Raw genomic sequence first — 26,229 nt, forward strand, 5'->3', positions numbered from 1 at the left:
CCCTTGACAGCGGATTGGGTCATATGAGCGAAAACCCGCCAGAGCGAGCAAGGTGCCTTGAAACGAGGCGGCATTGATCTTTTGGTCATGCCGCCGAAGTTGAAAGGCAGATTGCCGCCCTGGCGGGTTTGCAGCGTCGAGCAGTTACGGCGTTTGGTAAAACGCCGTAACTCAACTAGAAGCGGTTGCCGCGGAAGCCGCCACCGTTGCGGCCGCCACGGTCGCCACCGCGACCGCCGCGGTCGTTACCACGGTTGCCGCCGAAGCCACCACGGTTGCCACCGCGATCGCCATAGCCACCACGGTTGCCACCAAAGCCGCCGCGACCGCCACGGTCGCCGCCACGGTCGCCAAAGCCGCCACGGCCACCGCGATCGCCACCGCGACCGCCACGGTCGCCGCCACGGCCACCGCGATCGCCAAAGCCGCCGCGACCGCCACGGTCGCCGCCACGGCCACCGCGCTCGTCACGGCCGCCGCGAGGACCGCGGTCCTCGTCCAGGCCCATGGCGACGAGCGGAGCGATAACCTTATCGAGAGCGGCCATCAGCTCGGTAGCCTCCTCGTAAGAAAGCTCGGGCAGGAGCTTCTCCTTCTTGTTGGCAAGCTCGACCAGGCCCTCAGCGGCATCCTCGGCAGCGAAGACAACGATCTTGCGCATATCGCCCTCGGCGTCGTCGATGCGGCCGACCAGATCGGCAGCCTCGGCCTCGGCCATCAGGCCATCGAGCTCACGAAGGCGCATGCCCAGCAGGTCGGACATTTCCTTCTGCTCCATCTTGGGCTTGAGGTCAAGAAGCTTGATGGCGCGCTCGATGTTCGCCATGCGCTCGGCCTTGGCCTCCTCCTCCTTGGAAATAGCAAAGCGACGGCTGCGCAGCAGGCGGGCGGCCTTCTGCATCTTGTCCATCAGCTCTTCGTCATCGTAATCAGCGGCGGCCTCGACAACCTCGGCCTCCTCGGCGGAAACCTCGTCAGCAGCCTCAACCTCGGCAGCTTCGGTCTCCACAGTCTCGACTGCCTCAACCTCGGCAGCCATGGTCTCGTTCTCGGTCTCGTTCATGATCTCTTCGTTCTCAGACATGAGACTCCTTCTTGGCCCTCTCGGGCATCATCGCCCCATTCGCGGGGCCCGTCGCGCACTCTTTGCGCTTTAAACATTCATGCCTCTCGGCAAAACGTCCATTAGTTTATGGTGTCGTCACCCAATCTAACTGCAGAATCTATGTGCACACATTAATGCGACATGTGCGACTCGCGGCGAGCGTACACCAGCGACACCGCGAACCCGACAACGGCAATCACGGCCGCCACGCGCACGGCGGCTGCAAATCCTATCGCCTGGGCAACGTCCGACGCAACGCCTGCGGCGCCAGCAGCCACCGCAGAACTCGAAAGCAGGCCGATAAACAGCGACGGACCAAACGACGCGGCAATCATGTTCCACGTGTTAAGCAATGCCGTTCCGTGAGGATGCTCAGCGGCGGGGAGCGTCTCCAAACCGGCGGTCTGCGAGGGGCTCAGTACCAAACCGACGCCGGCATACACCACAACGGTCAGCAGCACGACAACGCCGATGTTCATGCTTGCCGCGGTCATCGAGATTGCCGTCTGCCCCACAGCGATCAGGGCAAAGCCGACCGGCAGCAGCGGCCACGCACCACGGGCATCCATCACGCGTCCGCCCACAATCGAGGTCACGGCGTTGCAGGCAATTGCCGGCAAAATGAGCAAGCCCGCAACAAAAGCGGTCATGCCGTATGCGCCCTCAAAATAGAGCGGCAGCAAAACGCTCATCGAGAACGTCGTCATCATCGACACCACCACAAGCAGGCACGCAGGCCAAAAACGAACGCTTGCCATGGGGCGCACGTTGAGCACCGGATGTTCGAGCTTGAGCTGGCGGACCGCAAACAGGCCAAGCAGCACCACAGCGGCGAAAAGCGTCACGATACCGGTCATCACATTGGTCGAGAACTCGCCTACGGAATACACAAACGCCGTAATGCCGACGGCGAGCAAAACAACCGACAGAATATCAAGCGTGGAGTTCGAGCGCTTTCCGACATTCCGAACGAGCCTTGCGCCCGCAGCGGCGACCACGACACCGCCCACCAGTGGCACTACGAACACTGCCCTCCAGCCAAACAAGGTGCACATAAGACCACTAATCACGGGCCCAAACGCCGGCCCCAGCGTAATGCAGGCACCGCCCAGGCTCAGATACAGACCGAGCTTCTCGCGCGGAGCGCAAGATAGCACAACATTCATCATGAGCGGAAACAGGATGCCCGATCCCGCAGCCTGCAAGATACGGCTCGGCAGCAAAACGGTAAACGACGGGGCGATCAGGCACAGGACTTCGCCGGCGACCATGCATCCGCATGCGAAAAACAGCAGTTTGCGCGTTGAGAAGCGACCGGACAGAAAGGCCATGACGGCCGTAAAGATCGACGTCACGATCATGTAGCCCGAAACAAGCCACTGCGCCGTGGTGGCACTCACCGAAAAGGCCGCCATGATGTCGTGCAACGCCACGTTAATGATGTTCTCGTTAAAGGCTGCAACAAAGGCCGCGATATACATTACGACGAGAAACGCCGAAGCGGCCGATGGCGCTGCTTGAACTTGTTGCTGAGATTTGTTCCCCATGCATTTCCTTCCTCTTGGAACGACAGTCGCATCGCCCCAGAGGAACAGTCCAGGGCGAACATGAGCCCTAGACTTACGCCAGACGCCGCACGCGGCGAATCTGGCAACATGGTCCAACGTCGAAAGATTGTAACGCGGACGTGCAGCTTTCCTTACGCGCTATTATTAAAAGTCCACGAAAGCATGAGACATGAGGAGCCCGCCATGATTAAGCCCATCATGAAATCCGAGTTCTTTTTGCGCCTGCCTTCCGAAGACGCGGGCCCCGATGACACCGTGACCGGGCAGGACCTCCTGGATACGCTCCATGAGCATGAGCACGAGTGCGTGGGCCTCGCCGCCAATATGATTGGCGTGCGCAAACGCATCATCTGCGTAAAGGACGGCAACAGGGCGCTCCTGATGTACACCCTCAAATTCTTGAGCAGGTCAATGCCTATCAGACGAGCGAAGGATGCCTTTCGCTGGTTGGAGAGCGCCCCTGTACCCGTTATCGCCGCATTAAGGTGGAGTATCTGGACGAGAACTTCGTCCACCGCATCAAAAACTTCTCGGGCTACACCGCCGAGATCATCCAACACGAAATCGACCACTGCCAAGGAATCGTGATCTAGGTCACTTGCCGACATGAGGGGACCGGAGGCTACCCTATGGATATCAGCCGTTTTGGTGAGTTCGCTATCTTGGCGCAGTCGCGTACGTTTCTCGATGCGGCGGAGCTGCTCTTCATGTCGCAGTCGACTCTCTCCAAGCACATTATGGCAATGGAGCGCGAGCTCGGCTGTAATCTCATCGATCGGAGTCAACGCCACGTTACGCTCACCGCGCAAGGCGAAGCGCTCCTCCCCTATGCACAAAAGATAGCGACGCTCCAGCATCGCTATCTCGCTGCCATCCAGATAGCCGCAGATGAACCACTCGAACGCATCACCGTGGGCTCCATCCCCATCATGGCTCCCTATGGAATCACGGACGCCGTCATCGATTTCCAGCAGGCGAACCCCTCGTATTCCGTTGAGCTCATCGAGGGCGAAGGCAGCGCACTCAAGCAGATGCTCTTGCGCGAGGACATCGACCTCGCCTTCATCCGCGACGGCGGCGCCATCGAGCCGGAGTTTAAAAAAATCCCCTTTACAACCGACCGGCTCGTGGCCGTTATCCCGCTCGACCATCCACTCGCCAAGCGCAACGCCATCGAGATCGACGACCTTATCGATGAGAATTTCCTTATGCTTCCCCAAGGCTCGTTCGTGAGCGAACTCACCCTCTCCCTTTGCCGCAAGGCAGGATTCAGCCCACGTGTCACGTTTACCGGCAAACGGGCAGAAAACATCATCTCGCTTGTCGCGCGCGATGCCGGCGTCTCGCTGCTCATGTGCAAGCCTGCCGAATCACTCGCCGGCGGCAAGGTGGCCCTCGTGCCGCTCGAGTCTGCAACGACCTCCGAGGTCAGGCTCTACCTCAAACGGAGCGCTGCGTACTCGCAAGCCGTCGTCTCGTTTATCGGCTTTCTCCCCTATCGCCAGCTTCTACAGGGCGGCCGCATGACCTCCGAAGCGCCGCAGTCGTCGTAATCCCAGCACACACCGCCACTTTTGAGATGCCCCACAAACCAACCGGCAACGGTACAAAACGCAAAAGGCCCCGGACAGCACAGCTGCCGTCCGAGGCCTTTTAAATCAAAGCGGGTAGATGGACTAGTCCACCGAGATGTTGAGGGTCTGACCGCCCTCGTCCTTCTTGGTGCCGATCACCATAGCGGCGATAAGCGCCAAAATAAAGGCGACCAGACCGGAGATGACAAGACCGATAAAGCCCGAATCGATGCCAGCGGGGTTGATAAAGCTCGGGAAGCCGAGCGAACCGGAGGCACCGAAGGCATAGAGCTTGGCACCCATAAGGCCGGCAATGGCGCCGCCGACACCTGCGGAAATGAAGGTCGCCCACATGAGACGCTTACGCGGCAGCAGGATGGCGTAAAGCGCGGGCTCGTTGACGCCGAAGATCGACGAGACGAGAGCAGGGATGTTGATGACAGCGTTTTCCTCGGAATCCTTGGTTCGAATGATCATGCCGAGCACGGCACCGGCGATGGCGCACCCACCTGCGTATACGAGAGGGTTGATGAGGTCATAGCCGTAGGTTGCGACATCGATGAACCACAGCGGAATGACGCCCCAGTGCAGACCGAACATGACGAGCAGGCTCCAGAACGTGCCGATGACAAAACCGGCGATGGCGGGCTGGAAGTTGATGAGCGCCAGGATGATTTGGGCAACGATGTTGGAGAGGACCGTCATGACCGGACCGACCACAAGCAGGCCCAGGATGCCACAAATGAGAAGCGTCAAAATGTTGGAGAAGAACGAGCTCACAAGCGCGGGCAGTGCGCCAGAAAGGAATTTGTGCACATTCGAGGCGATCCAGACGATGAAAATCGCAGGCAGAATCGTCGATGAATAGTTCTGCATAATCAAAGGGATGCCAAAGATATCACCGTAGACATTGGACTCAAGGACCGTACCGGTGCCGAGCGTGTAAAGCGGGTCTCCACCCATAAGGGCAACGAGCGTCGGGTAGACGAGGATGCCGCCGAGGGCCATACCCATAACGGGCTTAAGTCCGAACTTCTTGGCAGCCGTCCAGCCGATGATAAGCGGGAAGTAATAGAAGACCGAATCTCCGATTGCCGAGAGCGTCACATAGGTATTGCTGTCCTTGGCGAGCCAACCGGCAACCGTGCAGAGGGCGAGCATCGACTTGATGAAGCCACCGGCCATAAGCACGCCAAGAACCGGTTGCAGGATCTCGGAAATGATGGCGAGTAGGCGCGAGAACGGATCGCCCTTCTTGACATTGTCGCCCTCATCGATATCAAGCGCGGGCTTGGCGTCGAACCCGCCGATCTGAACGAGTTCATTGTAGACGGACTCGACGGTGGCACCGATTACGACCTGATACTGTCCACCGGCCTGGATGACGTCAACGACACCCTTCATGGCCTTGAGCTCATCGGTCTGGGCGAGCGATTCGTCCTTGAGGTGAAAGCGGAGACGCGTAATGCAGTGACTCACGTCCAGCACATTGTCTCGGCCACCGACCTTTGCGATGATTCCATCGCAAAGCTGCTGGTATTTCATGGTATTCCTCCTTTTTCTGAGCGGGGCATGGCATTGATTCCAGACCCCCGTAGTCGACGTGGGGAGCCACAGAACCCGCCTCCCCTTTAAAATCCGCGGGCGCATATACGTCCGGGATGGGAGATAACAAGGGAAATAAGAACGCCGATCACACGGCCGCGACCCTCATGGGTCCCATGCCGTGGCGGCAAAACTACAGGCGCGAATCTGGCGCGCCGAGAAGGCGCGCGGTTTGACAGAACTTATCGCATAGGCGCTCCGGTTCGCCTTGGGGAATCTGGGTACGCTCGGTCTCAAAGGAGAGGCCGTATTCACGCGCCGGAAGGAAGTACTCGTAATAGCCGTTGGTATAACCGCAGACAATCCCCTCAACCGGACATTCGCGCTTCATGCGAACGCCAAGGTCGCTGCCGAGCTCGCTCGGAAACACAAAGAGGTGCATACCACCCAAGCTGATAACGGCGCACTTGAGCGTGAGCGAAAAATCGTCATGGGCGACGGTGTGATAGAACGTCTGGGGCTCGATACGGTCGAGTTTAACCTCGCGATCGAGCTTGATTTGGGAAATCGCCTCGGCAAGACCGGTCGACACGCGCTCGACCTCGGGGATGCCACGACCTTGGCGAAAATTGCGATCGCTGCAGTCGCCAGCAGCGCCCACGACCATGGCAGGATAGTACCCGAGGCTCGGGGCGAGCTTTTTACCGGTAAGGCCGGCAAGCTCACTCGTGAGCTCCGTACAATCGGGCCCGACGCAAGCGGAATGCACCGCCCAGTTCACAAAGCCCGCAAATGGCTTGCCTTCGGTATCGAAGAACGAAACGACAATGACCTCATTGTCGGCGAGTTCGCCTGGGATGATGCGGTTGTCATAGAAACCGGTGACGACCTGCTTGCCCAGGCGGCAAATCGCGGGCTGCGCATTGGCGCGGCACTCCTCAAAGCATTGGCAAATGGTATCGAGGAGCCAGCGATAGTAGTTCTCGTCGAATTTTCCCGTCCACCAGCTGCGGTGGTAAGCGACGATTGAAGTATGGTCGTGCGTCGCCGAGAGCAGGACGCAATCACGGTCAATGCCGTAGCGCTCGGCGAGCATTGTCTTGACTTCCTCGGCCATGCTTTCCTCGAACTCGAGGACATCGGCATTAAAGAGAAACACCTCGCGTTCGCCTTGCTGGAAGAGAATGGCGTTGGCGTAGACGTCGTCATGGATGCCCGTCGCAGGCTCCAGGCGGTTGGGAAGATTGCGATAGCCAATTAGGTAGATGTCGCCCTGTGGGGTGATTTTGCGGCGCGCGTGTCCAATGTTCATGCACGTTCTCCTTCTGTGTTACGCCGCATTCAAGGCGGCAATGATGATATCGACGAGGCGCTCATGGGAGCCGGCGGCAAAACCGGAGTTCATGGCCTCATAGGTGATCTTTTCGTACGCGTCGGGGGCCGGTAGGTATTTCTGTCCGCCGTTGACGAGCGTGGCAAAGAGCACAGAGCCGGACCGGGCGACGCGCACGGTGGCGCCGAATGTACTCGAGACCTCGGGCTGCACGCCGACAAGCTCGACGTTTCCCAGCCGAAGCAGATAGACCCTCGTGTGCTGCTCACCGGCAGCATGAAACTCATACGTTCGATGCGGAGCCAAAGAGTAAAAATCGGCGCTTGTCTGAGCGGGCAGGAGGACGTCGACCGTGCGAGCATCGATGCCGGCAGCGCTATCCTCACGTGCCATGCGAGCGGCCTCAATCAAAGCATCGCCCAAGACCTGCCCCTGCTGGTGCAGCATGCGGTATCCGTCCTCATGGGCATCGACCGTCCGCTTCACGCCGGCGGCATCGAACGTGACGTTCATGGCGCGTTCCGCCGGACCTTGGTCGCCCGCGGCGCCCGGCAGCAACAGGGCAACGCCGCCCAGCTCACGCTCGAGTGACATGGCGGCAAAACCAAAGAGATCTCCGCTCGCCACGCGTCTCCCCTCGGAGTCGCGCGACCCGTCGAGCACGGAGGACTGGACGTCCGCCGCCGCAAGTACGGCAACGTACTCGCCCCCGGCATCCCTCATGGCGAGCACGGGCATCGCGTGGTCGGCAAACCCCTCGGGATTCGAGCCCAACCACCAGCCGGCCGGCGTCTCGATGTCGCGATTAACGTTCACGGGGCAGTCGCCCTCCGCCGTGGCGAGTGTGACGGAGCGAATGCCCGCAACAGCCCGCTCGACAGCCGTGCGGGCGGCGGCGATGAGCGCTGCGCGATAGCGCTCGTTGCGATCGCGGGCAGCAGCATCGGCAAGATGCCCGGGAGTGCGAACGTGAGGCATGGAAAACGTGTGGGTAGGAACCACCCAAGAGTAAGCGCCACTGCAGCCGGCGGCATCCTCGACGACCTCACGCAGATCGGCGAGCAGAGCCGGAGCAATCGATGTGACCTCAAGCGAAAGAATGCAGGCGCGTCGCCCCGCCCCCTCGATGACAAGAGCACGGGCAAAGACCTCATGGCGGAGTTCGTCGAAACCGTCAAACGGCAATACGCCCCCAAGATCGATGGCCGCACGGGCGGCCCCAGCCCTCATCTCTCCTTTGTCCATGGCAGACACCCCCTCTGATTGCCGCTCACTCGACACCGTACAGTCGCTGCGCCGTGCCGCCAAGCACAAGATCTGTGTCTGCATTGCTCAGACTCGCGGCACGAACGCAGGCGACACCCTCGGTGAGCCACTCGCGTTTAACCGGATAGCTCGTGCCAAAAACAATATGGTCTGCACCCAACACGTTAACCGCGCAGGCGAGGAGTGTCTTGCCCCAAGGCTGGGCATGGGACATGTCGAAATAGATGTTGTTCTCGAGGCGCTTGGAAACGGTCTCGGTATCGACCTGAAAACGTCCAGAGGCATCAGGGCGCTTGGGGCCGTGAGGCAGCAGCATCTCCTTGAACGCAAAGTATGCGCCACCGAGCATGGAGTGGACCATCTTGATATTAGGATAGCGCTCGAAGAAATCACCAAAGATCTCGCGGCCGATCGCCGTAGTTTGGTCGACGCAGCGACCATAAGAGCGGCGAAGGTTGTCGTACGCGAGAAGCGACTCGTTCTCGACCGGTACGGGAACATGGTGGACGTAAACGGTGACGTTGCGCTCGTTCAGGTGCTCGAAGAAGCTCGAGAAAACCCGGTCGTCGAGATAGCGCTTGCCGTAGTGAGCGCAGAGCTGCACACCCGCAAAACCATCGTCGAGCCTGCGGTCGAGCTCCTCTAAATTTGCCTTGGTGCCAAAGGGTGGCACAGCGACAAGCGGAATCAGGCGGCCATTTGACGCCTTCGCGTCAGCGGCCATACCGTCGTTGAAGCGCCGACACATCTCGAGCGACATCCACTCGTGGCAGCCGGGGAGCTTGAGGATCGCCTTGTCGACCCCCGCCTCATCCATATCGGCCAAGCGCTTCTCGAGGGTGTAGTCGCCCTCGATGTAATTAAGGCCCGGAGAACCGGCGGGCATCTCGATCACGATCTGTCGCTTGCCGGCGGAATTCACGGTCAGATAGCCTTCGGTGTCGTAGGCGCGGGGCACCTCGGCCAAAAACTGTTCGCAGAGCGTCTCGTCATGAAAGATGCGCTCGTCGAACCAGTAGGAATTTGCATCGATAATCATTGGTTGGAACCGCCTTTCATCTTGTTGAGAACATTCTAGAAAAGCGGGTACCCGGGCATCAATTCCAGCTTAAGCCTACTGTATTCCATTTTGGAATAGAACTTACCGCTCACACGCGAACCTTGCTCGCTCAAAGAGACAAAGCGTTAGCAGCACGGGCTTAGACAGAAAACGGCCGGCCCGCATCCGTTGCGGGCCGGCCGTTTTAGTACAGGCTACCTTTGCCGTTACGACTGGCGGTAGTGATCGAAGAAGTCGGCGAGGTCTTCGAGGGACTCTTTGAGCACTTCCATGCGCGGCAGGTACACGATACGGAAGTGGTCGGGCTCAGCCCAGTTGAAGCCGCCGCCGCGCGTGATCAGAATCTTCTTCTCGTGCAGCAGGTCAAGGGCGAACTGCTCGTCATCGGTAATGTTGAACTTCTTCACATCCATCTTGGGGAAGATGTAGAACGCCGCACGCGGCTTAACCACCGAGATGCCGTCAATCTTGTTGAGCGCCTCATACACAAAGTTGCGCTGCTCGTAGACACGGCCGCCGGGGCGGATGTAGTCGTTGACGGACTGATGGCCACCGAGCGCCGTCTGAACGATCGACTGAGCCGGCACGTTGGAGCACAGGCGCATGTTGGAGAGCATGTTGATGCCCATGATGAAGTCGCTCATGCAGCGCTGGTTGCCCGAAAGCACCATCCAGCCAATACGATAGCCCGCGATCATGTGCGACTTGGACAGACCGCTAAAGGTGACGCAGGGCAGATCGGGAGCGAGCGAGGCAATCGAGACGTGCTCGTAGCCGTCCATGCACAGGCGGTCGTAGATCTCATCGGCAAAGATCATCAGCTGATGCCTGCGTGCAACCTCGACGATGCCCTCGAGCACCTCGCGCGGGTAGACCGAGCCCGTGGGGTTGTTGGGGTTGATGATAACGAGGGCTTTGGTCGCGCTCGTGATCTTGGACTCCATATCCTCCAGGTCGGGATACCAATCCGCCTGCTCATCGCACAGATAGTGCACAGGATGACCGCCGGCAAGGGTTGCGCACGCCGTCCAGAGCGGATAGTCGGGGCTGGGGATCAGAATCTCGTCGCCATTGTCGAGCAGCGCGTTCATCGAAAGCTGAATGAGCTCGGACACGCCGTTGCCCGTGTAGATATGCTCCATCTGAACGTTGGGCAAGCCCTTGATCTGCGAATACTGCATGATCGCCTTGCGCGCGGAGAACAGGCCACGCGAGTTGGAATAGCCTTCGCAGTCGGGCAGCTGCTGGCGCATGTCCTTGATGACCTCATCGGGCGTGCGGAAACCGAAGGGCGCCGGGTTGCCGATATTGAGCTTGAGGATGCGCTCGCCCTCGTCCTCCATACGGGCGGCCTCGTCGACGACGGGACCGCGCACGTCATACAGGACGTTATCGAGCTTGGTGGATTTAGAAAAAGTACGCATGGTGGTGCTCCTTGCAATTTGAGCTGAGGGATGGGGTTCGGGCTTGGAATCGTTGCGGGGTGATGATGCCTCGCCTTGATCGGCGTCGCCGGCAAGCAGCCAGGTAACATCGACCTCCAAAATACGGGCGAGCAGCTCAGCCACATCGCGCCGCGGAATCGTCTTGCCGCTCACATATTGGCTCATCTGACTCTTGCCGAGTTTTTTGCCGAGCATCTCCGATGCGCGGATCACGTCCGACTGGCGAACGTCGCGATCGGACATAGCCTGTCGCAGACGATCGCTAAACGTCTCTTGGGCCACTAGAACCTCCTTGCTGGCAAAGTTCAATTTATACAACACGAATTGAACCTGAGTTCAATTTAGGCAGCAGTATAACGCCGTGCTATTTCGAAAAGTTCAATTTCAAAAATAAAATGAGCAAGACCTCGAGATTTATCCCAAGGCGATAACGACGTGCACGCATTTAGAGGTATTCGAGGAAACGAGCGGCGGCAAGCGAAACATCGGCCGTTCGATATATGGCGTTGATCTGCCGATGGGGATGCCCTTCGAGCGGACGCACAGCAACATCGAACTGGCAGCGACGCAAGATGAGCGCGGGAAGAATGCTCACGCCCAGGCCATCCTCGACCATAGCCATAATCGCATAGTCATCCCAAGTCGACAGTTTTGAGCGCACCGCCAGCCCCGCCCGACGGAATAGCGGCGTAATCTCGTCATCAGTGCCGCGTTCTAGCAGAATAAACTGCTCGTTGGCTAAATCGGCAAGAGAAACGACCTCCGCCGTGGCAAGCGAGGAGTCCGCTGGCACCACGGCCATCAACTCGTCTTGCACCAACGGTCGCGACGCCATGCCGGCGCCGCGTGGCTCGCGCGGAATAAAGCCCAGGTCGCAGCGGCCTTCCGCCACCCATTGCTCAATCTCGGAGTAATCACCCATCAGCAGCTCGTAATCGACATCCGGATGATCGGCGCGAAAGCGCGCAATCACCGGCGGCAGTACATGGGTCGCCACACTCGAAAACGTACCGATACAGATCTTGCCGCGCATGAGCCCACGCATCTCGTCCACGTGTCGCTGCAGGCGGCCAAACTCCTCGCAGAGCGCCTCAACCGCCGGCATGATCTGCCGCCCATCGGCAGAAAGCACCACGCCCTCGCGGCTGCGATCAAGCACCTTAAAACCCCAGTCTGCCTCAAGGTCGCCCACCATGCGGCTCACGCCCGACTGCGAATAGCTCAGCCGCTCTGCAGCACGCGTAAAGCTGCCGGCACGCACCGTCTCGAGCAGCACTTGCATCTTTTGGATATTGGTCTCCACGGCACGTCCCCACCCTTGCATGAGTTTTTGTTATGTTTTCCATGCATTATATTCGCTTTTCTTCTAAAGCCAGTTCACCCATAGTGAATATGTTCGGATATAGAGGGGATGTCAGCGCATGAACAACGGACTGTTTACATACTTAGCAGCATTACTGTTGTTTGGCTCTAACGGCATCATCGCCGCAGCTATCGCACTGCCGAGCTCCGATATCGTACTGTTGCGCACGTTTTTGGGCGCTCTCACCCTTGCCGCCATCCTCTTCATAACCAAGCGCCATAACCTGCAGGCTCCGTCTCGCCCCCGCGAGGCCGCAGCGCTCATCGTCTCGGGCGCCGCGCTGGGCGCCAGCTGGATTTTCCTGTTCCGCGCCTATCAGACGATCGGCGTTGGTATCTCCTCGCTGTTGTATTACTGTGGCCCCATCATCGTTATGGCCCTTTCCCCGCTCATTTTTGGCGAAAAGCTGACCGGCGGCAAAATCGCCGGCTTTGTCGCCGTCGCCTGCGGTGCTTTTCTCATTGCAGCGCAAGGTCTAGGCGGCAATATGCCCATTGCGGGCATCGTCTGTGGAATCGCCTCGGCCTTCTGCTATGCATTGATGGTCATCGCCAGCAAGGGTGCGCCGCACATCGAGGGCCTCGAGAACTCCGCACTCCAAGTGAGCGCCGCCTTTGTGACCGCACTGGCCCTCACGCTCATCACGCAGGGCGCTCCCTCGTTCCTGTCCGCCGGCGTCGCCGCCAGCATTGATTGGCGCGCCGTCGCTATGCTCGGCGTCGTCAACACCGGCATTGGTTGCCTGCTCTACTTTAGCGCCGTCGCCAAGCTGCCCGTCCAGACCGTCGCCGTCGTCGGCTACCTCGAGCCGCTTTCGGCGGTCGTGTTCTCGGCCGCCCTTTTGGGTGAAGCCATAACACCGGTCCGCCTGATGGGCGCCGCGCTTATCATCGGCGGCGCGATTTTTTGCGAACTCGCCGGCAAACGCGCAAACGCCAAGGCTGGCATCGCCCAGACAGCACGTGCTTAAAAGCCCCTGCTTTGAAATGCTACCTGCGTAGATAAATAATCCCCAGCTGAGGATTATTGTCTAAAATAACCCGATGTGCCAAACTGCTCTTGTATGTATAAAGACGGCATAAAGTTTTTTGTCCTAGACAGATAACCGGATGTCTAAGGGAGTCCTCGTGGCACACAACAAACTGGAGGCAAACCTCCAAGACCAGCGCGGGCAAGGCGGGCACGGAGCCATCCCCCTCTCCGCTGGCATGCTGCTCGTAACGCTCGGCGTCGTCTATGGCGACATCGGCACGAGCCCCATGTACACCATGAAATCAATCGTCGCCAACAACGGCGGCATCGGTACCGTCAGCGAGGACATGATCCTGGGCGCGCTTTCGCTCGTCATCTGGACCATGACGCTCGTGACCACGGTCAAGTACGTGGTAATCGCCATGAAGGCCGACAACCACAACGAAGGCGGCATCTTCGCCCTGTTCAGCCTCGTACGCAAGGTGGCACCATGGCTGATTCTGCCCGCCATGATCGGCGGCGCGGCGCTGCTCGCCGACGGCATCCTCACCCCCGCCGTCACGGTCACCACAGCCATCGAGGGTCTGCGCACCATCGAATGGGGCCATGCGCTGCTGGGCGACGGCCAGACCAACGTCATCATCATCACCATCATCATTATCTGCGGCCTATTTGCCATGCAGCGCGCCGGCACCTCGTCAATCGGCAAGCTGTTCGGCCCGCTCATGACGCTGTGGTTCCTGTTCCTGGCAGGCGCCGGTCTGTTCAACATGCTCGGCAACCTGTCCATCTTGCGCGCGCTCAACCCCATCCGCGGCATTATGTTCCTGTTCTCGCCCATCAACCATTCGGGCATTATGGTGCTCGGCTTTGTCTTCCTGTCGACAACCGGTGCCGAGGCACTCTACTCGGACATGGGCCACGTGGGCAAGGCAAACATCTATGCATCCTGGCCATTTGTTAAGGCGGCCCTTATCCTCAACTATCTGGGTCAGGGAGCTTGGCTGCTCGCCAATAACTCCAACCCCCAGATGCTCGCGATGGATATCGTCAACCCGTTCTATATGATGCTCCCCGAGCCCCTACGCCCCTTTGCCATCGTGCTTTCGGCCGTGGCGGCCATCATCGCCTCACAGGCGCTCATCACCGGCTCGTTCTCGCTGGTATCCGAGGCAACGCGCCTCAACCTTATGCCGCACCTGCGCATCCACTACCCCAGCGACACCAAGGGCCAGCTCTATATTCCACTCGTCAACAACATCATGTGGGTCGGCTGCATCTTCATTGTGCTGCTGTTCCAGAACTCCGAGCGCATGGAGAGCGCCTATGGCCTCGCCATTACCGTGACCATGCTTATGACCACCACGCTGCTGACGAGCTATATCGCCGGCATCCTCAAGCACAAGCTGGGCGCCTGCGTCTTCGCCCTGCTCTTCGGTGCCATTGAGCTGTGCTTCTTCGCCTCGTGCCTCACCATGTTCTTTGACGGCGGCTACGTAATGATCTTCTTGGCCTCGCTGCTGTTTGGCCTTATGTACGTGTGGCGCCGCGGCACCGCCATCGAGCGCACGCAGACGATCCTGCTGCCCGTCTCCAAGTACATTGACCAGCTCAACCGCCTGCGCAACGACGAGACCTACCCCGTGCTCGCCGACAATCTGGTGTTCCTCACCAACAGCCCCGACCCGCTCACGCTCGACCGCGACGTGCTCTATTCCATCTTGGATAAGCATCCCAAGCGCGCCAAGGCATACTGGTTCATCAACGTGCACGTTACCGACGAGCCCTATACGCACGAGTATTCCGTCGAGACCTTTGGCACGGACTTTTTGTTCCGCGTGCGCTTGGACCTGGGCTTTAAGGTCAACCAGCGCGTTAATGCCTACCTGCGCCAAATCGTTGGCGACTTGATGGCATCGGGTGAGCTGCCGCCGCAGCATCACACCTACTCCATCTACGAGACGCGCGGCAACGTGGGCGACTTCCGTTTTTGTATGCTGCGCAAGATGCTCGCCCCCGAAACGGACATCAACCGCAATGACCACCGCGTGATGGCCATCAAGTACGCCGTCCGCCGCGCCTGCGGAAGCCCGGCACGCTGGTACGGTCTCGAGAACTCGGCCATCATCATCGAGTACGTGCCGCTGTTTGCCCGCATGCGCCCGGCCGTTAAGCTCGTGCGCACCCAAGTGCCGCTCGAGGTTCAGATCGAAGAGGCCGAAGAAATGGAAGTCGACATCTTCTCGGACGACCTGGTCAACGGCAACGAAGCCGGTAAGAATATGAACGTCGATCCCACTGAGCTGCTCGAGAGCGTCGCAGATACGCCCGAACAGCAACTCGACGGACTCGAGAGCACCCAGTTCAACGACGCCAACTTCTAACACGCCACCAGCCATTGACGACAACGGCCTCGCATCTCATAAGAGGTGCGAGGCCGTTTTATGTCGCAACGGACCAGTGAGCTACGAACGGCGCGGCTCGGGAACCACGAGCCTATCGGGGCTCGCGCCCTCGGCATCCATCAGGCTCACGTAGCGAATCGACGGATCCCCATACATCGCGTAGTAATAATTGCCCGTGCGCGCGCTAAAGCATCCGGTGTAGATAGTCTTCTCGAACTTGCCATCGCCCATCCTGGACGCTCCCTCGATCATCACCACGCCCTCGAGCGAGCGGAACATGCGAACGACGTTTTCGGTCTCGCTCTCCTTTTGCGGGTAATTGGCATTGAGGTACGCCGCCTTTACAAAACGGCTCGGCGAATAGCAATCGCCCGGAATGCCGCGCATGCCGGCACCGGCTCCATAGGGCTTAAGCTCGGCGCCACGCCATGTCGCCGTCTGCGGAAAATCGCTTGTGGCGGTGATATAGGTGCGCAGGTTTTCCATGTGCCACGGGAAGGTCGGCTGGTTGGCAAGGGTGTCGACCGGATCGTCGTATACATGCAGGCCGTCAGCCATCATCTCGACCACGATGCTACGCTGGCTGTCGCCGATAATCCAATGGAGCAGCGACACGCCCAGCCCCTCTCCTGCAGATTTGGCGACAATCACCGTATCGCGCAGCGCAGCCTCGACCTCGTCGACCGTCGAGAACGTCGCTGCCACCCACAGGGGAAACTCATAGGCCGCGATATTGGTCTTTCCATCAACCGGGCCCTCGGCATACTCGGCATAGCCGGGAAAGTTGAGCCCCGCCACAGCCAGACCCGCATCGTTACCACAGTCGAAAAACATGGGATAGTTCTTGTAATCGATGCACATGCCGATTACCGCGTGTGCCGCCGACGCATCGTCGATAAACGAATACGGAATATGAAACCCGCGCGGCATCACGCGAACCTGTTGACCGTAGTCAAAGCTCCAGTCGAGGTTGCGGCCTAGATACATGTGGCCAGAATTATCGGTAAATCGAATGCTCGTGCACATAGCGCCTCCTAGCTTTACGTTCTTGCTAAGCTCATTGTCACCAAACAAAAAGGCGCTAAACACAAAAGCCCGGACATGACAACAATGTCACGCCCGGGCCAAAAACGACGAAGTGCGGTGCCGTAGTCACCCTAGACAAGTTTACCTTGGCAGTGATCGATCATATGCTGGATCATTTGTGCCTCAAAGCCCGCGTAGTCGCGGCGGCACTCCTTCATCTTGCCGTCGACAATCTGGTCAAAGGCAACCTTGCACTTGATATAGCGCGTGGACTTGGTGACCTCCTCGTGCGTCAGGCAGCTCTCCTCCATCTTGCTGGCGCCCAGGCCAAACACCAGACGGGGGTTGTAGAGCACGTGGGGCTCGCCGGCGTCGTCCAGGTAGACGCAGACCTTCTTGGTAACGCCAATCTGGTTAGCGGCAAGGCAGCCGGCATCGTCGAGCGACTTGATGGTATCGATCAGGTCCTGAGCAACCGACTCGTCCTCGACGGTCGCAACCTCGCAACGCTGGGACAGGATAGCCTCGTCGTGGCAAAGCTCTTTAATCATACGTTCCTCCATAGGGGTCGTTGTAACCGCTTAAGTATACGGTACCCACACATTTTCATGCGATAAATACCGTCCGTCTGTTACAAAGCGCCGAACATCAACATGCGAGGAACAGCAAGGTTGTAAAGGCGATATAGTAAATGAGTTCGTGTCAATCGGCCTAAACTCGGGGCCGAACAAGGAAAGGGTATGCATGGACGAACTTTTTCACGTCAGTGAGCGCAAGTCCACAATCGGGACCGAACTTCGCGCTGGACTGACAACATTCCTGGCGATGGCCTACATCATCGCCGTCAACCCCGCAGTGCTCTCGGGCGCTGGCATTGATGCGGGAGCGCTCGCCTGCGCCACCTGCCTGGGCGCCGGCATCATGACCATCTGCATGGGCATCTTCGCCAACCGCCCGCTCGCCTGCGCGTCGGGTCTGGGCATCAACGCCATGATCGCGGGCATCGCCACCACCATGTGCGGCGGCGACTGGCACGTGGCCATGAGCGTTATCTTCCTCGAGGGTATCGTCATCTTGCTGCTCGTCCTGTGCGGCCTGCGCGAGGCCATCATGGACGCCATCCCCGTGGTCCTGCGCCACGCCATCTCGGTGGGTCTGGGCCTATTTATCGCCATGATCGGCCTGTGCGACGCCGGCATCATCACCGCTGGCGCCGGTACGCTCGTCGGCCTGGGCGACATCGCCTCCCCCACCTTTATCGTCGGCATCATCTCCATCGTCGTGACGGTTGCCCTGGCTTCCCGCAACGTGCCGGGCTCGCTGCTCATCGGCATCATCGTCGCCGTTATCGCCGGAATCCCGCTGGGCGTCACCCATGCGCCCGAGGGCCTCATCGCACCGCTCGACTTCTCGACCTTCGGCGCCCCGTTTGCCAGCACTGCCGACGGCAACCTTGCCATCGTGAAGGTCCTGACCGACCCGATGCTGCTCGTCGTTGCCTTCTCGCTGCTCATGAGCGACTTCTTCGACACCATGGGCACCGCGATGGCCGTCGCCAAGCAGGGCGAGTTCTTGACCGAGGACGGCAATGTCGAGGACATCCGTCCCATCCTGGTCGTCGACTCCGTGGCCGCTGCTGCCGGTGGCTTTATGGGCGTCTCCTCCATCACTACCTTCGTCGAGTCCACCTCTGGCGCTGCCGACGGTGGTCGCACGGGCCTCACCTCCGTCACCACCGGCGTGCTGTTCATTCTCGCCGCGTTCTTCTCCCCCATCGTCACCATCGTTTCCAGTGCCGCCACCTGCGGTGCTCTGGTCTACGTCGGCTACCTCATGATGAGCGAGGCCTCCGAGATCGACTGGTCCGACGTGTCGCAGGGCTTCCCGGCGTTCATGATTGTCGCCGGCGTGCCCTTCACCTACTCCATCTCCTCCGGCATTGGCCTGGGCTTTATCGCCTACGTGATCGTCGCGCTCTTTAAGGGCGAGGCCTCCAAGATCAAGCCGCTCATGTGGATCGCAGCCCTTGCCTTCCTCGTCTACTTCTTCGTAGCGTAGGCGCAAGATTCGCAATACCAAACAGCAAAGCGCGGAGTCGCATCGAGCGGCTCCGCGCTTTGCTTTTAAAGCCAGGCACCACACGGGCGCGCGATGTATTGCTTCGCAAGTTTTGGACGTTTTGCTCTCCAAACGGCACTACCGACGGCTACATCCTGCAGATATGCTGGATATAACCGCATAGGCCCTATGAGGATGGGAGTAACCATGGCCGCCTTGTTCACGACCCCCAAGCGCAATGACAAAACCTCTGGAGCCCATTTTGTCGAGCCCGACGTGCGCCGTCGCACGCTGCTCGCACACGGCAGCTGGCGCCGCGTGACACGCCGCATCGTTGTAGGCGCCGTATGCGCGCTTACGGTAAGCTCTCTGCTCATGCCGAGCATCTCGCTCGCAGCCGAGTGGGTCAACGTCGGCGGCACTCAGTACAACACTGCAGCAGGCGACGAGGCCGGCACCTGGGCCTGGGACGGCGCCGACGACATGAAGCTCAACGGCTATAACGGCGGTGCGATCCAGGCTGCGGGCAAGCTCAACATTGCCTACGAGGGCAAGAACACCGTGAAAACCGAGCCCGATTACACCGGAGCCGCCATCAAGGCGCAGGATGGCACTAGCCAGAAAGCAGAGTTGAACATAACGAGCTCGAATAGCACGGATGAGCTCAATGTGACAGCTGAGGCCGATGCAATTAAATCCACAGGCGACCTCTCCATTTCTGGCCCAGGCACTGTGAACACCACAAGCACTACTTCCGACGGAATTGAGGCAAAGGGCGATCTCTCTATCACGGGCTCGGGCACCGTGAATGCAACGGGCGGTACCGAAGGCATCCAATCCAAGGGCAAGACCACCATCGATTCCTCTGGCACAGTGATCGCTAAAGGAAGCGAAGGTTACGGCATCGCCGCGGGCAGTGACCTGATCATCAAAGGCGGTGGCAAGGTAGAAGCAAGCTCGATAGAAGAAGCGGCGATTTGGGCTAACGGCAACATCGACATCTCGGGCGGCAGCCAGGTCGAGGCAAGCTCCCAGGGAGATCTTGCCGTCGACGCTGAGGGTAGTCTCGCGGTCACGAACGCCTCCCTTGACGCAAGCGGTGTTGAATATGGTGTCTATGCCTACAAGGGCGTTACGCTCGATCACGCGACCGTGACGGTCCGCACAAGCGCGAGCGGTGGCCAGGCCATCGCCCTCATCACTGACGGGGACGACATCGTCATCAAGAATGGTTCCATCGTGGACGCGTTCGCAGAAGGCAAATTCTCGGTTGCAATCTCTACCAGAAACCACCAGCCAAACGTCGCTGGCGGCCACATCTACATCAGCGACTCCGTTGTTAAGGCTATAGCCCGCTATGTCGAGACCGGTGGCAACGGCCCCGACCACTACAGTGAAGACCAAAACGACGAAATCATCCCTGAGTCCGAGGGCCTGAACATCGGCATCTTCGCGCAGACCGAGAAGGGCATCACGCCCGCGACCATCTCGATCGTCCGCAGCAAGGTCACGGCCGAGGGAGACACGGCGGCTATCTTCGCCCTTGCCATGAGCGCGGACGGCAAGGCGATCGGCACCATCGAAATCAAGGACGCCACCATCCAGACGCCTGCAGGCGGCAAAGTCATTGACTATCGCAACAAGGAAGAGCTCAGCGACGGCATCGTCTACGAGGCGGGGCAGACCATCGGCACGGGCGATGCCACGATTGACTCCCCCTATGACGCCGCTGTCGCCAAGAGCACGGTCATCGTGCCTCCCGAGGAGACCAAGCCCGAGGAAAAGCACGGCAAGACCAAGCCCGAGGGTTCCAAGTCCGAGGGCACGAAGACAACCAAGACCGTTGCAGTTGCAGCCAAGGGAGCCAAGACCGTCGGCAAGCTCGCGGCAACCGGCGACACCTCGAACGCAGCCATCGTGGCAGCCGCCCTTGCGGGAACAGCCGCCATCGCCGCAGGCGCCCTGGCGAGTCGCAAACGCTCGTAAACACTTTTTCGCACAGGACGGGTGGATCGCAGCCCTTGCCTTCCCCGTCTACTTCTTCGTAGCGTAAGGGCAAGGCTGCAAAAGCTGAACAATAAAGCGCGGAGTCGCCATGCGGCCCCGCGCTTTTCTTTTAGCGTTGGTCCCTGCGCCGGCGTGCGGCCTATTTCTCCCCCATTTTGGCCATTTTGCCCTCCAAACGGCACTACCGCCGGCAACATCCAGCAGATACGCTGAACCTAGCCGTATAGGCCCTATGAGAACGGGAGCAACCATGGCAGCCTTGTTCACGACCCCCAAACGCAATGACACTACCGCCGGAACCCATGTTGCCGAACCCGACGTTCGCCGTCGCATAGGACTCGCGCACGGCAGCTGGCGCCGCGTGACGCGCCGCATCGTCGTAGGCGCCGTGTGCGCGCTCACGGTGAGCTCGCTGCTCATGCCGAGCGTCTCGCTCGCGGCGGAATGGGTCAAGGTCGGCGAAACCAAATACAACGCCGGCACTGCGGCGGGCGACGAGACCGGCACCTGGTCGTGGGACGGCGCCGACGACTTGAAGCTCAACAACTATAACGGCGGCGAGATCCAGGCCGCAGGCAAGCTCAACGTGAATTACTCGGGAAACAACATCGTCACTGCCGACTGGATCGAAGGCATCAAGGCTTCTCATGGCAAGAATGAGAACGCCGAGCTCAATATCCAAGGCGACGCGGGCAGCACGCTCAGCGTGACATCTACTGAGGACGCTATCCTCTCCACGGGTAATATCAACATCGACGGAGCCGGATCCGTCAACGCCACGAGCGCTGGGTTTGATGCCATCGACGCCGAGGGCGATCTCGCTATCAAAGGTTCGGGCAACGTCAACGCCACGGGCGTATCGGATGGCATCAGGGCAAACGGCAATATCACGATTGACGACAGCGGGGCCGTCACCGCCAGGGCTACCAAGGACAAGGGTATCGGAACCGACAAGAACCTCACCATCAAGGGTGGCGGCACAGTCGAGGCAAGCTCAGCCGATGGTGAGGCCATTTGGAGCGGCGGCAACATCAATATCTCGGACGGCAGCCAGGTCAAGGCGAGCTCCGAGAAAGACGCCGCCGTCGAGGCCAAGGGCAGCCTCGCAGCCACAAACGCCTCCCTCAACGCAAACGGTGTTGAATATGGCGTCTATGCCCACAAGGGCATCACACTCGATCATGCAAACGTGACAGTCCGCGCAAGTAAAGGCAGATACGGTGACGCCATTGCCCTCTTCACCTACCAAGACGATATCGTCGTCAAGAACGGCTCCACCGTGGACGCGTTTGCGGAAGGCGAGGTTTCGGCTGCATTCTCCACCAGAAACGATCGACCCAACGAGGAGGGTGGCCACATCTACATCAGCGACTCCGTTGTCAAGGCCATAGCCCGCTATGTCGAGAACGGCGACGGCCCCATCCCCTACAGCGAAAACCAAGATGGTGAGACGAGCCCCGAGCCCCAAGGCGAGAACATCGGCATCATCGCCCAGACCAGCGAGGGCGTCACACCCGCAGTCATCTCGATCATCCGCAGCAAGGTAACGGCCGAAGGAGATACAGCGGCAATCTTTGCCCGTGCCATGAGCGCTGACGGCAAGACAATCGGCACCATCAAGATTGAGAACGCCGCCATCCAGATGCCCGAAGGCGGCAAGGTCATTGACTATCGCAAGCTCCGTGACGGCATCTACGAGGCAGGCCAAGCCATCGGCACGGGCGACGCTGTGATCGACTCCCCCTATAACGAAGCTGTCGCCAAGAGCATGGTCATCGCACCTCCCGAGGTAGCCAAGCCGAAAGACCCCAAGCCCGACGAGACCAAGCCCGCAGAAAGCAAGCCCGCGGAGTCCAAGCAGAACCCCAAGCCTGAGGGCTCAAAGCCGACCAAGGCCGTTGCGGCTTCAATCACGAAAGCCAAGACTACCGGCGTGCTCGCGGCAACCGGCGACACCTCGGGTGCGGCCATCGTGGCAACCGTCCTTGCGGGAACAGCCGCTATCGCCGCAGGCACCATGGCGAGCCGCAAGCGCTCTTAGACGCCTCTGCGCACATGGCAGCTCCCGCGAAGGCCCCGAGTCCCAGCACCGTTTAACAACGCCACCGCCGAGCTCCCCTCCGGCGGTGGCGTTTTCCATATGCGTCCGCAGGGTATGCACGAGATTGTCTTTGGTCTAGCCCAACCTGCATGAGCCGGCGTGCGACAATGGGGGCCGTCGATATCACAACGCCGAGAGAAGCCCGTCATGGAAGCGCATCAAAAGCAGATAACCGTTCATGCACAGCATGCCGAAAGCGCACCAGTCATCTATCTTCCCGTGGTCATGGGCGACGGCACGGAGGTTTATGAACGCTGCCGAGAGCTCAACTGCCCACCGTTCACCCTTGTCGCCATTGGCGGACTCGATTGGAATCGTGAGCTGAGCCCCTGGGTATGCGACGGTACCGTGCGCGATGCCGAGCCCTTTGGTGGACAGGCCGCTGGTTTTCTTGACGAGTTGTTGAAGCAGATAATCCCAGAGGCCGAATCATCGCTCCCGCAACCGCCCGCCTGGCGCGGCGTTGCCGGCTACTCCTTGGCGGGTCTTTTTGCACTGTGGGCACTTTGGCAAACAGATGTCTTTGAGCGCGCGGCAAGTGCATCGGGGTCGCTGTGGTTCCCCGGCTTTATCGACTACGCGCGCGAGCGCACGATGACAGCTACGCCCGACGCCGTCTATCTGTCACTCGGTAAAAAGGAAACCAAGACGCCCAACCGCATGATGCGGCACGTACTCGACGATACGCGCGCGATGGAAGAGCTGTTTATCGAGCGTGACATTCCAACAATGCTGGAGCTCAACCCCGGCAATCACTTTGCCCAAACTGACCTGCGCATGGCGCGCGGCATCCACTGGATACTGACGCATTAAAAATGGCGCCCACGCGTACATACGCATGGACGCCATTTTTAATTTGGCTGAACGCAGCTACTATTCAGCAGTCTCCTCAAGCTCGGAAGTATCGAACTCAAAGTCATTACCTGGCAGGATGGCGTTGAGCACAATGCCCACCAGCGAGCCCACGGCAAGGCCCGAAAGCGAAATCGTCACGCCGCCCAGCTCCAGCACGATGGCACCGGCGATACTGTAGGCAATGCCGAGCGAAAGCACGAGCACCAGAGCCGCCACCAGCACGTTGCGGTTGTTCTGGAAATCAACCTGGTTCTCGATAAGGTTGCGAACGCCCACGGCACTGATCATGCCGTAGAGCACAAGCGACACGCCACCGATAACGCATGCCGGCATAGCAGCGATCACAGCAGCGAACTTGGGGCAGAACGAAAGCACAATGGCACAGCAGGCGGCAATGCGAATCACGCGCGGGTCGAACACGCGCGTCAGGGCAAGCACACCGGTGTTCTCACCATACGTCGTATTGGCAGGGGCGCCAAAGAGCGATGCCAAGATAGTCGCCAGGCCATCGCCGAGCAGGGTACGGTGCAGACCGGGATCGGCAATGTAATTGCGTTCGCAGGTAGAGCCAATGGCGGAAATATCTCCAATGTGCTCAATCATGGTCGCAAAGGCCAGTGGCATGATGGTGATAATGGCCGTCGTGGCAAGACTGCTATCGAACTGCGGTCCAAAGAGCGCGAACACGGTGTTGTCCCACACGACAGGTAGACCGACCCACGGCGCGGCGGCAACCCCCGAAAAATCAACCTTGCCCAGCACCGCCGCAACGGCATAGCTCACCACAACGCCCAGCAGAATCGGCACGATCTTGACCATGCCGCGGCCCCAAATGTTGCAGATGATGATCACGGCAACGGCAATAGCAGCAACAAACCAGTTGGTCTGGCAGTTGGCGATAGCAGAGCTTGCCAAGATCAGGCCGATGGAAATGACGATGGGACCGGTCACCACCGGCGGGAAGAAGCGCATGACGCGCTTGGCGCCAAAGGCGCGGAACAGCGCTGCCAGCACCGGATAGAGCAGGCCGGCGCAGGCAACGCCCAGACAAGCGTAGGGCAAAAGCTCGGCCTCGCCGTTGGGTGCAATGGCGGCATAACCCGCGATAAAGGCAAACGACGAGCCCAGGAACGCGGGCGGCCGAGCGACGATGCATCGTAGATGGCATCGGTGACGGCGGGCGTCGAGGATTGGGACATGGAAGTCCTTTCGAATGGAAGGGCGATCAGGCATATCGGATAACCTGCCCGAACGATACGATCCGAACCATTGTACGCGATATGCAGTACCTCGCACGCGCCGCCACCTGCAAACGCTAGCGCTATTTCCAAACGCGCTCGGCAATACGCCTGACCAGCGCAATCTTTGCCCACTGCTCGTCCTCGGTCAGCTTATTGCCAATCTCGCAGCTGGCAAAGCCACACTGCGGAGACAGATACAGGTTCTCGAGCGGCACGTACTTTGCCGCCTCGCGGATGCGCTCGACGATAACATCCTCGTTCTCGAGCTCTGCCGCCTTGGTGGTCACCAAGCCCAGCACGACCTTCTTGCCGGGAGCAACGTACTTGAGCGGCTCAAAACCACCGGCGCGGGGCGTGTCGAACTCCAGATAGAACGCGTCAACGTCCTCATGCGCAAACAGGTACGGCGCGATGGGGTCGTAGCCGCCCTCAAAAGCGTAGGTGGAGTGGTAGTTGCCGCGGCATACATGCGTGTTGATAGCCAGATCGTCGGGCTTGCCCTCGATGGCGGCATTGTTGAGCGCCACGCCCAGCTCGCTTACCTTTTGCAGGTCGACCGGGCTCATGCCGGTTTTGGCAACAAAATCGGTATCGCAGTAGATGCCCCAGGTGCAGTCATCAAACTGGATGTTGCGGCAGCCCGCGGCATACAGGTCAGCAATCACGGTGCGGTATGCTGCGGCAATGGCATCGACGAGCTCTTCGTCGGTCTTGTAGACGGCGTGCAGACTCTCCTGCTGGCCATCGCAGCGGTCGAGTGTGACTTCGGAGAACGTCTGGATCGGCGCCGGAATGGTCTGGCGCGCGACCTGGCCCTCTCCCTCGAGCGACTTGATAAATTTGAAGTGCTCGACGAACGGATGATTCTCGCCGCTAATGGGACCGGTTACCACGGCGGTGTCGGCGGTAGTCTCCTCATCGTGGAACATGTAGCCCGTGCGCGAGGCGCGGCGCTCAATGCCGTTGAGGCCCCACATAAAATCGAGGTGCCAGTAGCTGCGGCGGAACTCGCCATCGGTAATCACCTGCAGGCCGGCAGCCTTCTGCTTGGCCACTAAGTCGCGGATGGCCTCGTCCTCGACGGCCTTAAGGCCGGAAGCGTCGAGTTTACCCGCGACATAGGCGGCACGGGCGTCCTTTACAGCCTGCGGACGAAGAAAGCTGCCGACGATATCGGCGCGAAACGGCGCGTTCGGTTGAATCGAAGTGCTCATAGATATCTCCCTTTGCATTGGTTGCTTTACTGGGACAGAGTATGAGCGCTCATATGACCATCGTAAAATATACGTTTATAACAGTTTGATA

General features: G+C 59.5%; 20 protein-coding genes. 8 read left to right on the forward strand and 12 right to left on the reverse strand.

The annotated features are described in order from the left end of the window. Positions 1–175: 175 nt before the first annotated feature. Positions 176–1,084, reverse strand: coding sequence for a hypothetical protein (locus I2E13_RS04355; RefSeq protein ID WP_117736459.1), 909 nt, complete (start codon positions 1,082–1,084; stop codon positions 176–178). Between the two features lie 152 nt (positions 1,085–1,236). Then, positions 1,237–2,652 (reverse strand): MFS transporter, encoded by a 1,416-nt coding sequence (locus I2E13_RS04360; protein WP_195404277.1) that lies wholly within the window; start codon positions 2,650–2,652, stop codon positions 1,237–1,239. A 323-nt stretch (positions 2,653–2,975) separates the two neighbouring features. Between I2E13_RS04360 and I2E13_RS11190 the strand changes: the two genes are divergently transcribed. Both I2E13_RS11190 and I2E13_RS04370 read left to right on the forward strand, forming a co-directional pair. Beyond that, the gene (locus I2E13_RS11190) at positions 2,976–3,266 is read left to right on the forward strand and encodes a peptide deformylase (protein WP_271817591.1); all 291 of its coding nucleotides are present in this window, start codon (positions 2,976–2,978) and stop codon (positions 3,264–3,266) included. A 36-nt stretch (positions 3,267–3,302) separates the two neighbouring features. Continuing rightward, entirely contained in the window at positions 3,303–4,226 is a 924-nt protein-coding gene (locus I2E13_RS04370) for a LysR family transcriptional regulator (protein ID WP_195404278.1), read from the forward strand. 123 nt (positions 4,227–4,349) lie between these two features. On the opposite strand, the gene I2E13_RS04375 is transcribed toward I2E13_RS04370, so the two are convergent. The 6 genes from I2E13_RS04375 to I2E13_RS04400 all read right to left on the reverse strand — a co-directional run bounded on the left by I2E13_RS04375 (position 4,350) and on the right by I2E13_RS04400 (position 12,199). Continuing rightward, on the reverse strand, positions 4,350–5,792 hold the full coding sequence (locus tag I2E13_RS04375) for a PTS transporter subunit EIIC (RefSeq protein ID WP_195404279.1): 1,443 nt from the start codon (positions 5,790–5,792) through the stop codon (positions 4,350–4,352). 193 nt (positions 5,793–5,985) lie between these two features. Further along, the gene (locus I2E13_RS04380) at positions 5,986–7,104 is read right to left on the reverse strand and encodes a neutral/alkaline non-lysosomal ceramidase N-terminal domain-containing protein (RefSeq protein ID WP_117647440.1); all 1,119 of its coding nucleotides are present in this window, start codon (positions 7,102–7,104) and stop codon (positions 5,986–5,988) included. Between the two features lie 18 nt (positions 7,105–7,122). After that, positions 7,123–8,370: a hypothetical protein gene (locus I2E13_RS04385; RefSeq protein ID WP_195404280.1), complete on the reverse strand. Its 1,248-nt coding sequence runs from the start codon at positions 8,368–8,370 to the stop codon at positions 7,123–7,125. 25 nt (positions 8,371–8,395) lie between these two features. Beyond that, positions 8,396–9,430 carry an amidohydrolase family protein gene (locus tag I2E13_RS04390; RefSeq protein WP_195404281.1) on the reverse strand — a complete coding sequence of 345 codons (1,035 nt, stop codon included), beginning with the start codon at positions 9,428–9,430 and terminating at the stop codon, positions 8,396–8,398. 227 nt (positions 9,431–9,657) lie between these two features. Then, positions 9,658–11,139, reverse strand: coding sequence for an aminotransferase class I/II-fold pyridoxal phosphate-dependent enzyme (locus tag I2E13_RS04395; RefSeq protein ID WP_117757320.1), 1,482 nt, complete (start codon positions 11,137–11,139; stop codon positions 9,658–9,660). Between the two features lie 202 nt (positions 11,140–11,341). After that, the gene (locus I2E13_RS04400) at positions 11,342–12,199 is read right to left on the reverse strand and encodes a LysR family transcriptional regulator (RefSeq protein ID WP_271817594.1); all 858 of its coding nucleotides are present in this window, start codon (positions 12,197–12,199) and stop codon (positions 11,342–11,344) included. A gap of 118 nt (positions 12,200–12,317) precedes the next feature. On the opposite strand from I2E13_RS04400, the gene I2E13_RS04405 reads away from it, so the two are divergent. Then, a complete protein-coding gene (locus tag I2E13_RS04405; protein ID WP_117757313.1) occupies positions 12,318–13,229 on the forward strand; it encodes a DMT family transporter in 912 nt (303 codons plus the stop codon). A 139-nt stretch (positions 13,230–13,368) separates the two neighbouring features. Continuing rightward, positions 13,369–15,615 carry a KUP/HAK/KT family potassium transporter gene (locus I2E13_RS04410; RefSeq protein WP_117797689.1) on the forward strand — a complete coding sequence of 749 codons (2,247 nt, stop codon included), beginning with the start codon at positions 13,369–13,371 and terminating at the stop codon, positions 15,613–15,615. Positions 15,616–15,696: 81 nt separating this feature from the next. On the opposite strand, the gene bsh is transcribed toward I2E13_RS04410, so the two are convergent. Beyond that, the gene (gene bsh / locus I2E13_RS04415) at positions 15,697–16,662 is read right to left on the reverse strand and encodes a choloylglycine hydrolase (protein WP_089573355.1); all 966 of its coding nucleotides are present in this window, start codon (positions 16,660–16,662) and stop codon (positions 15,697–15,699) included. 131 nt (positions 16,663–16,793) lie between these two features. After that, complete coding sequence (locus I2E13_RS04420; protein ID WP_022094377.1) at positions 16,794–17,213, reverse strand: peptide deformylase; 420 nt, start codon at positions 17,211–17,213, stop codon at positions 16,794–16,796. A gap of 193 nt (positions 17,214–17,406) precedes the next feature. Between I2E13_RS04420 and I2E13_RS04425 the strand changes: the two genes are divergently transcribed. The 4 genes from I2E13_RS04425 (at position 17,407) to I2E13_RS04440 (ending at position 23,641) form a co-directional block, all read left to right on the forward strand. Next, positions 17,407–18,720, forward strand: coding sequence for an NCS2 family permease (locus tag I2E13_RS04425; RefSeq protein WP_117774361.1), 1,314 nt, complete (start codon positions 17,407–17,409; stop codon positions 18,718–18,720). Positions 18,721–18,927: 207 nt separating this feature from the next. Then, the gene (locus I2E13_RS04430) at positions 18,928–20,706 is read left to right on the forward strand and encodes an LPXTG cell wall anchor domain-containing protein (protein ID WP_195404283.1); all 1,779 of its coding nucleotides are present in this window, start codon (positions 18,928–18,930) and stop codon (positions 20,704–20,706) included. A gap of 271 nt (positions 20,707–20,977) precedes the next feature. Continuing rightward, complete coding sequence (locus I2E13_RS04435; protein WP_195404284.1) at positions 20,978–22,768, forward strand: carbohydrate-binding domain-containing protein; 1,791 nt, start codon at positions 20,978–20,980, stop codon at positions 22,766–22,768. A 207-nt stretch (positions 22,769–22,975) separates the two neighbouring features. After that, complete coding sequence (locus I2E13_RS04440; protein WP_195404285.1) at positions 22,976–23,641, forward strand: alpha/beta hydrolase; 666 nt, start codon at positions 22,976–22,978, stop codon at positions 23,639–23,641. Between the two features lie 60 nt (positions 23,642–23,701). On the opposite strand, the gene I2E13_RS04445 is transcribed toward I2E13_RS04440, so the two are convergent. After that, a complete protein-coding gene (locus tag I2E13_RS04445; protein ID WP_229057820.1) occupies positions 23,702–24,916 on the reverse strand; it encodes a uracil-xanthine permease family protein in 1,215 nt (404 codons plus the stop codon). A gap of 88 nt (positions 24,917–25,004) precedes the next feature. Continuing rightward, positions 25,005–26,138 (reverse strand): 5-methyltetrahydropteroyltriglutamate--homocysteine S-methyltransferase, encoded by a 1,134-nt coding sequence (locus tag I2E13_RS04450; RefSeq protein ID WP_229057821.1) that lies wholly within the window; start codon positions 26,136–26,138, stop codon positions 25,005–25,007. Positions 26,139–26,229: the final 91 nt, after the last annotated feature.

Origin of the sequence: Collinsella aerofaciens, from assembly GCF_015554145.1 — a bacterium.
Taxonomy (GTDB): Bacteria; Actinomycetota; Coriobacteriia; order Coriobacteriales; family Coriobacteriaceae; genus Collinsella; species Collinsella aerofaciens_AA.